The organism is Saccharothrix sp. ST-888, from assembly GCF_000955975.1.
Taxonomy (GTDB): domain Bacteria; phylum Actinomycetota; class Actinomycetes; order Streptomycetales; family Streptomycetaceae; genus Kitasatospora.
On record NZ_JYJF01000174.1, the window covers coordinates 1 to 7,998 of the forward strand.

Below are 7,998 nucleotides of genomic sequence, written 5' to 3' on the forward strand. Positions count from 1 at the left end.
AAGACCGCGTCGCTCGGGGTGCCGGCCGGGGCCGCGCAGTGGGCGGTGGCCACCGTGCTCGGCACGCCGTCCAGCCTGGCGCCGAAGCTGAGCCCGACCTTGACCGGGAACGGCCCGCAGTCCATGGGCAGTTGGGCCTTGGCCGGATCCGGTGCCGCGGCCGCCGTCAGCGCCTCGGCCGACCGGCCGGACGGACTCGGGGTCGGGCGGCCCTGGGCCGGGGCGGCGACCAGGGTGCCCCCCACGACGGCGGCGCAGGCCGCTGCGACCAACGCCCAGTGCCGGGGCCCGGCATGAGTGGGATGGCCGGTCCGGTCGTCCGCCGGGATCCGGCGCACCGTCTCGTCTGCTTCCTGCACCGGGCAGTCCCCTCCACGGTGGTGGTGTGAGGCAGCATCGTCCCACATGCCGGCGTACTCCGTTGCACGCGGGGAGCACTCGCCTCGGACCCGGCGCACCGGCGGCGACCGGACAACTGACAAGGGGGCGCGGGGAACTGCGCGGACCGGAGGACAACTGCCTTCAGCCGAAGGCGATCGGCGCAGGACGCCGCCCGACCTCTCGGTGGGCGGCGTTCCCCGCTCGCCGGTGGCGGCGTACCGCACCGGGTCTTCCGTTCCGCTCGGTTCCCCGCGCCCCCGAGGACGCTTCGCCGCCCGGTGGCCCGGGTCAGCCGAGGTCGGGCTGCTCGTCGGTGTCGCGGGCGGCCTTGCGGGCGGCGGCACGTTCCTGCAGGCTCGGCTCCGCGGCGCCGCTGTCGTAGTCCTCGCCGTACGCGCCCTTGGCGGGGCGGCGGCGGCGCAACGGCGGCTCGACGCCGTCCGCGAGCCGGCGCGAGGTCAGCAGGAAGCCGGTGTGACCGATCATGCGGTGGTCCGGGCGGACCGCCAGGCCCTCCACGTGCCAGGTGCGGACCATGGTCTCCCAGGACTGCGGCTCGGTGAAGGTGCCGTGCTCGCGCAGTGCCTCGACGGTCCGCGACAGCTGGGTGGTGGTGGCCACGTAGCAGCAGATCAGACCGCCGGGGACGAGCGCCTTGGAGGCGACGTCCAGGCACTCCCAGGGGGCGAGCATGTCGAGAATGACCCGGTCGACCTCGGTCTCCACCAGGTTGTCCTGGAGGTCGCCCACGGTGAGCTTCCAGGCCGGGTGGGGGCCGCCGAAGTAGCGCTCGACATTGCCCTTGGCGATGTCCGCGAAGTCCTGGCGGCGCTCGTAGGAGGCGAGCAGGCCGGTGTCGCCGACCGCGCGCAGCAGGTAGGTGCTGAGCGCACCCGACCCGACGCCGGCCTCGATCACGCGGGCGCCCGCGAAGATGTCGGCCATCGCCAGGATCTGCCCCGCGTCCTTGGGGTAGATCACGGCGGCGCCGCGCGGCATGGACAGGACGTAGTCGGGGAGCAGGGGGCGCAGCGCGAGATACGGGACGTTGCCCGTGGTGCGCACGACAGTGCCCTCGGGGGCGCCGATCAGCTCGTCGTGGGGGAACGCACCCTTGTGGGTGTGGAACTGGTTCCCGGCCTGGAGCGTGAACGTGTAGTGGCGGCCCTTGGGGTCGGTCAGCTGGACCTGGTCCCCGACCTGGAAGGGCCCGCGTCGGCGGGTGGCACCGGTCGGTTCGGACATGCGGACAATCCTAAGGGAACCGGAACGCTCCGCCGACCACGTGATCACCACAGCCCTCCGGAGCCGGCCGTCCCGGGGCCGGGCGGGGCCTCAGGGAGCGGCCGGACGGCCCGCGACGGCGGCGGTGAGGCGGCGCTCGATGTCGGAGAGCGCCAGCACCCCGTACGCGCTGCCGTCCGCGCGGACCACCAGGTACTCGCTGGCGGGGGTGCGCCGCAGCGCGGTCAGCAGTTCCTCACCGCTCAGGTCCAGGCTCAGGCGGAGGCCGGGTTCCAGGGTGCGGGCGAGCGGACCGACCGCCACCCAGGGGCGGCGGTGCTCCGGCACGGCCCGTACCGCGGACTCCTTGACCAGTGCGGTGGGTTCGCCCCGGCCGTCCACCACCACGACCGCGCCTGCCTCGGCCTCGCGGGCCCGCCGCAGCGCCTCGCCCAGCGGGGTGTCGGCGGCGACCTCGACCGCGCGGCGGGCCAGCTCGCCGATCCGCAGGTCGGGCAGCGCCTCCCGCAGCCTGGCGTTGCGGACGGCGCCGCTCGCGCCGTTCCAGATGATCACGGCGAGGACGGCGGCGAGCGCACCGTCGATCAGGCTGTCGGTCGTCGTCCGGTCCACCCCGCGCGAGGCGGCGACCATCGGCAGGCCGAAGAGCACCACCAGGGCGAGCGCCCGGCCGACCCAGGCGGCGGCCACCGTGCCGGTCATCGGACGGCCGGTGATGCCCCAGACCACGGCGCGCAGCATCCGGCCGCCGTCCAGCGGCAGTCCGGGCAGCAGGTTGAACGCGGCCACCACCAGGTTGCTCACCATCAGCCCCGCCAGCAGCACGCCGGGCACGGTGGCCGGTTCGACCGCCATCAGGGCCAGGTAGAACAGGCCGCCGAGCACCAGCGAGAGCAGCGGTCCGACGGAGGCCAGCCAGAACTCGCGGGCCGGGCTCTCGGCCTCCTTCTCGATCTCCGAGACGCCGCCGAAGAACTGGAGCTGGATCCGGCGGACACCGAGCCGGTACCGCAGCGCGACCAGGGTGTGCGCCAACTCGTGCACCAGCACCGAGCCGTAGAAGGCGATCGCGAAGGACAGCGACACCAGGTAGCGGGTGCCGCCCAGTTCGGGCAGGACGGTGGAGAGCTGGCCGCCGAAGATCCAGGTGATCAGCGCGGCGACGACGAACCAGGACGGTGTGACGTAGATCGGCACGCCGAACGGGCGTCCCATCAGGATGCCGCCGGGCCGCTCGGGTCCGCCGGGCTTGCCGCTCCCGTCGGTCGGCGGCTGCGCGGAGGTCTGCTGCCCCCTGGTGTCACTCACCGTGGCCCCTTCGATAGGTCCGTCCGTCCCCCCACTGTGCGCCCACGCTACGTGATCTCCGCCGGAAATCCCCGTGCGCCCCTCCTACCGACCTCATACCCGCACCGTGCCCACGGCAGACGGTGTGCGCGTGCCCCTCCTGCGCGCCGGAGACCGGCTCCGCGCGGTGCCCCGGCGGGGCTCGTGGCAGCGACTTGGCAGCGGTATGTGAGCGGGGGGCAATAGGGTCGGGGTATGCACCAGACCGACAGCGCCCAGACCACCGCGCCCGCCGTACCCCGGCAGGCCGCGGCGCCGACGGGGCTGTCCCCGTCCCGGGCGGGCGATTTCATGACCTGCCCGCTGCTCTACCGGCTGCGGGTGATCGACCGGCTTCCCGAGCCGCCGAGTCCGGCCGCGACCCGTGGCACGGTGGTGCACGCGGTGCTGGAGCGCCTCTTCGACCACCCCCCGGCCGAGCGGACCCCGGAGCGCGCACTGAGCCTGCTGCACCCGCAGTGGCAGCGGCTGCTCACCGAGCGCCCGGAGCTCGCCGAGCTGTTCCCCGGCGACGAGGACGGCAGCGCGGTGGCGCGCTGGCTGGGCGACGCGGAGAAGCTGCTGGGGCAGTGGTTCCGGCTGGAGGACCCGACCCGGCTGCACCCCGCGGAGCGCGAGCTGTACGTGGAGACGGTGCTGGGCTCCGGCCTGCTGCTGCGCGGCTACATCGACCGGGTCGACGTGGCGCCGACCGGCGAGGTCCGGCTGGTGGACTACAAGACCGGCCGGGCGCCCTCCCGGGACTTCGAGGGCAAGGCCATGTTCCAGATGAAGTTCTACGCCCTGGTGGTGTGGCGCTGGAAGGGCGTCATCCCCAGGCGGCTCCAGCTGGTGTACCTGGGCGGTGGCGGCGACGTGGTCACGTACGACCCGGACGAGGCCGATCTGCTGGCGGTGGAGCGGAAGTTGGAGGCGCTCTGGGAGGCGATCTCCGGCGCGGTGGCGACCGGCCGCTTCCCGGCCACCCGAAATCGGCTGTGCGACTGGTGCGACCATCAGGCAAGCTGCCCGGAGTTCGGCGGCACTCCCCCGCCGTACCCGCTGCCGGTCCAGGCGGGCCCCGACGGCCCCACCGAGCCCGCCCGACCGGCAGGACCAGACGAGCCCAAGAGCGACGAAAGCAACAAGGAGTCGTAGGTGACGATCCGAGTGCTGCTGGTGGACGACCAGCCACTGCTGCGCACCGGTTTCCGGATGATTCTGGAGGCCGAGTCCGACCTGGTGGTGGTCGGCGAGGCAGGGGACGGTCAGCAGGCGCTGGAGCAGGTGAGGGCGCTCCAGCCCGACGTGGTGCTGATGGACATCCGGATGCCCCGGATGGACGGCGTGGAGGCCACCCGCCGGATCGCCGGCCCCGGCCGGGACGGCCCGGTCAAGGTGCTGGTGCTGACCACCTTCGACCTGGACGAGTACGTGGTGGAGGCGCTGCGCGCGGGCGCCAGCGGCTTCCTGCTGAAGGACGTCCCGGCCGAGGAGCTGGTACAGGCGATCCGGGTGGTCGCGGACGGCGCCGCGATGCTGGCCCCGAGCATCACCCGCCGCCTGCTGGACATGTACGCCACCAAGCTGCCGTCCGGCGACGAGGCGCCGCCGCAGGCGCTGACCGCGCTGACCGAGCGCGAGGTGGAGGTGCTCAAACTGGTCGCCCGGGGGCTGTCCAACGCCGAGATCGCCGGCGAGCTGTTCGTCAGCGAGACCACCGTGAAGACCCACGTCGGCCATGTGCTGACCAAGCTCCAGCTGCGCGACCGGGTCCAGGCGGCGGTGTACGCGTACGAGAGCGGCCTGGTGCGGCCCGGCGCACTCTGACCCGCGGCCTCCCGCCGGTACGACGAAGGACGGTCCTCCCCCAAGCTGGGGGGAGGACCGTCCTTCGTCGTACCGGCCGGTCTTACTTCTTGATGCGGCCGATGTCCCAGAAGCGGAAGACGCCCGTGGTGTCCACGGTGTTCTCCACACCGGTGATGTTGTTGCGCGAGACGTAGAACGACTTGCTCTGGAACAGCGGGATCAGCGGCGCCGAGTCCGCGACCATGTTCTGGATCTGCGCGTAGTTGCCGCCCGCCGTGCGGTCGGTCTGCTTGATGCCGTCCGGCACCAGCTGCTGCGAGATCTTCGGGTCGTCCCAGCCGGTGTGGAAGACGCCGCCGTCGACCAGCAGCGGGCTGATGAAGTCGTCCGGGTCCGGGTAGTCGGGGGTCCAGCTCACCAGGTAGGCCTGGTAGGCGCCGGCGCTCCAGCCCTCCTGGTACTTCTTGAAGTCGTTCTCCTGCTGGAGGGTCACCTGGAACAGGCCGCCGTCCTCCAGTTCCTTCTTGATCTCGTTGATCTCGCGGTCGCCGGCGCGGCTGCGGGACGAGGCGATGTTCAGCTTGATCGGGACCGGGGTCTGGACCTTGCCGTCGGCGAGGTACCGCTTCGCCTTGGCGACGTCCGGGTCGCGGTACTTGTCGAAGAAGGCGGTGCTGTGCCCGGTGATCCCGGCCGGGACGAGCGAGTAGAGCGGCTGGACGGTCTGCGCGTACACGGTGCCGGCGAGCGCCTTGCGGTCCACCAGCTGGGCCACCGCCTGCCGTACGGCCTTGTTGCTGACCGTGGAGTCCTTGGTGTTGAAGGCCAGGAACCGGCTCTCGCCGCTGTCCCCCTCGGCCACCTTGAAGTCGCCCTTGCCCGCCAGCTGGTCGCTCTGGAGCTTGGCGGCCACGGTCGGGTCGAGGCTGTTGTTGTCGACCAGGTCGAGGTCGCCCTTGTCCAGGGCCGCCTTGATGTCCTCCGCCTTGTCGTAGAAGCGCACCACGAACTTGTTGTTCTGCGGCTTGGCATCGCCGCTGAACTGACTGTTGGCGGAGAGGGTGACCTTGCCCAGGGCGTGGCTGTCGCTGCCCGTCATGTTCTCGACCGAGTCGATCTTGTACGGCCCGGAGCCGACGACCTTGTCGTTCGGCAGCAACTGGTCGGCGGGGAAGACCTGGTGGTCCACGATGGACCCGGCGGCCGAGGCCAGCTTGGCCGGGAGCACCGCGTCCGGGGTCTTCAGGTGGAAGACCACACCCGCGTCGCCCTTGGCCTCCACCGACTTGACGGTGGAGAGCAGCGTGGCCGGACCGTTGGCGTCCTTGATCTTCAGCATGCGCTGCACCGAGAACACCACGTCCTCGTTGGTCAGCGAATGCCCGTTGGAGAACTTCAGCCCGTCGCGCAGGGTGCACTCGTAGGTGAGCGCGTCCGACCCGGTGAAGGAGCAGGACTTCGCTGCGTCCGGCTGCGGCGAGGTGGCACCCTCGGGGAACTTCAGCAGCGACTGGAAGACGTTGTTGAACAGCAGCCAGGAACCCGAGTCGTACGCACCGGCCGGGTCGAGCACGGTGGTGGTGTTGACCGTGCCCATCGTGATCGGGCCGCTCGCGGAGCCGCCGGAGACGGCTTTGGTGGCCGAGGCGCAGCCCGCCGCCGTGGTGGCTACCAGTACGGCACAGCCGAGCACGGCCAGTCGATTGGCTGAGGTCATGCGGATACGTTCCTTCTCCTGCGGGCCGGCCGTGGGTGCCGGTGGCTGCCACGCGGCGCGCCGGGGTATGGCGGGCGCCTGCAAGTACCTACGACCGCACGGCCGGGACATCGACGGGATCACCCGTTCGACGGCGGCGGTGCGGCGGTGCGGCGGGAAATTCTGGGACAGCCGTTCGTGCGGACACTGGTCGAGATGTAGCGTGCCACATCGAACAATGTCCGAATTACGCCCATCGCCAGGCCCGGTGAACACCGTGCGGCCGGCCGGTGTTCACCAGCCGACGAGTTGTCAACAAATGCCCGATTTATCCAACGATGTACCACTGAAATGCCACATCAGCACGAGACCAATCTCACACTGCGGACAGGTGCGGAACGCGGCGGGCGGACTTTGCACCGATCTGACGCTCACTCAGACCGGTTGCCCGGCCCCGGCCTCAGACCCGGGCGGCGACCACCGAGCGCAGCAGCTCCAGATCGACCTGCTCCAGCGAGCTCAGCACCGTACGCCCCGGGCCGGGCTCGATCGGCGCGACCGAGGGCACCGCGATGACCGGGCAGCCCGCGGCCAGCCCCGCCTCCACGCCGAGCGGTGCGTCCTCGACCACCACGCAGCGGCCGGGCTCGGCGCCGAGCCGGGCGACGGCGGCCAGGTAGGGGTCGGGGTACGGCTTGGTCCTGGCGACCTCGTCGCCCGCGATCGAGAACGCGAAGTGCTGGGCGCCCAGACTCTGCAGCACGATGTCGATGATGTGCCGCTGCGAGGCCGACACCAGGGCCGCCGGGATACCGTGCGCGTTCAGGGTGTTGAGCAGCCGTTCGGCGCCGGGCATCAGCGGGACGCCGCCCGCCAGCAGGTCCACGAAGCGCTGGTTGATCAGCACGGTGAGGTCGGCCGGGGCCAGGTCCACCCCCGTCCGGGCCAGCAGGTAGTCGATCACCCGGCTCATCGGACCGCCGACCACCCGGGCCCGGTCCGCGTCGGTGAGCTCGTGGCCCAGCTCGGCGAAGAGCGAGAACTCGGCCTGCCACCAGAAGTCCTCGGTGTCCACCAGGGTCCCGTCCATGTCCAGCAGCACCGCCTGGAGGCCCTGACCGTCGGTGCGGTCGAGTCCCGTGGTGGCGGTCGAGATGGTGGTCATGGCGGGAGGTCCTTCCGTCCAGGGAACCTGGAGATGGCACAGGCCGGCCCGCTAATGAGCGGACCGGCCCGTTCAGGATGATCCAGGATACGCCCCGCTCGCCGAAATGGAGCGAACGGATCGCAGCTCCCGGGTTACCGTGCGTTGAAGTACTTGGCCTCGGGGTGGTGGATCACGATCGCGTCGGTGGACTGCTCCGGGTGGAGCTGGAACTCCTCGGAGAGCACCACCCCGATCCGCTCCGGCCGCAGCAGCTCGGCGATCTTGGCCCGGTCCTCCAGCTCCGGGCAGGCCCCGTAGCCGAGCGAGAAACGGGCACCCCGGTACTTCAGGGCGAACATGTCGCGGACGTCCTGCGGGTCCTCGTCGCCGA

Annotated in this window: 8 protein-coding genes; 2 read left to right on the plus strand and 6 right to left on the minus strand. The window is 71.4% G+C overall.

Annotated elements, in window-relative coordinates; all coding sequences use genetic code 11:
* The 3 genes from UK12_RS31035 to UK12_RS31045 all read right to left on the minus strand — a co-directional run.
* The coding region (locus UK12_RS31035; RefSeq protein WP_197085316.1) for a hypothetical protein at window positions 1–359 on the minus strand (359 nt) is incomplete at its 3' end.
* Window positions 360–669: 310 nt separating this feature from the next.
* Window positions 670–1,626 carry a tRNA (adenine-N1)-methyltransferase gene (locus UK12_RS31040; RefSeq protein ID WP_045306543.1) on the minus strand — a complete coding sequence of 319 codons (957 nt, stop codon included), beginning with the start codon at window positions 1,624–1,626 and terminating at the stop codon, window positions 670–672.
* Window positions 1,627–1,716: 90 nt separating this feature from the next.
* Complete coding sequence (locus UK12_RS31045) at window positions 1,717–2,934, minus strand: site-2 protease family protein (protein ID WP_045306544.1); 1,218 nt, start codon at window positions 2,932–2,934, stop codon at window positions 1,717–1,719.
* Window positions 2,935–3,168: 234 nt separating this feature from the next.
* On the opposite strand from UK12_RS31045, the gene UK12_RS31050 reads away from it, so the two are divergent.
* Window positions 3,169–4,110: a RecB family exonuclease gene (locus UK12_RS31050; protein ID WP_045306545.1), complete on the plus strand. Its 942-nt coding sequence runs from the start codon at window positions 3,169–3,171 to the stop codon at window positions 4,108–4,110.
* On the plus strand, window positions 4,111–4,782 hold the full coding sequence (locus UK12_RS31055; protein ID WP_045306546.1) for a response regulator: 672 nt from the start codon (window positions 4,111–4,113) through the stop codon (window positions 4,780–4,782).
* 82 nt (window positions 4,783–4,864) lie between these two features.
* Here the strand turns inward: UK12_RS31055 and UK12_RS31060 are convergent, their stop codons facing one another.
* From UK12_RS31060 to UK12_RS31070, 3 genes are all read right to left on the minus strand, one after another.
* Window positions 4,865–6,481: an ABC transporter substrate-binding protein gene (locus tag UK12_RS31060; protein ID WP_045306547.1), complete on the minus strand. Its 1,617-nt coding sequence runs from the start codon at window positions 6,479–6,481 to the stop codon at window positions 4,865–4,867.
* 439 nt (window positions 6,482–6,920) lie between these two features.
* Entirely contained in the window at window positions 6,921–7,625 is a 705-nt protein-coding gene (locus tag UK12_RS31065; RefSeq protein WP_045306548.1) for an HAD family hydrolase, read from the minus strand.
* A gap of 134 nt (window positions 7,626–7,759) precedes the next feature.
* The coding region (locus UK12_RS31070) for a vitamin B12 dependent-methionine synthase activation domain-containing protein (protein WP_045306549.1) at window positions 7,760–7,998 on the minus strand (239 nt) is incomplete at its 5' end.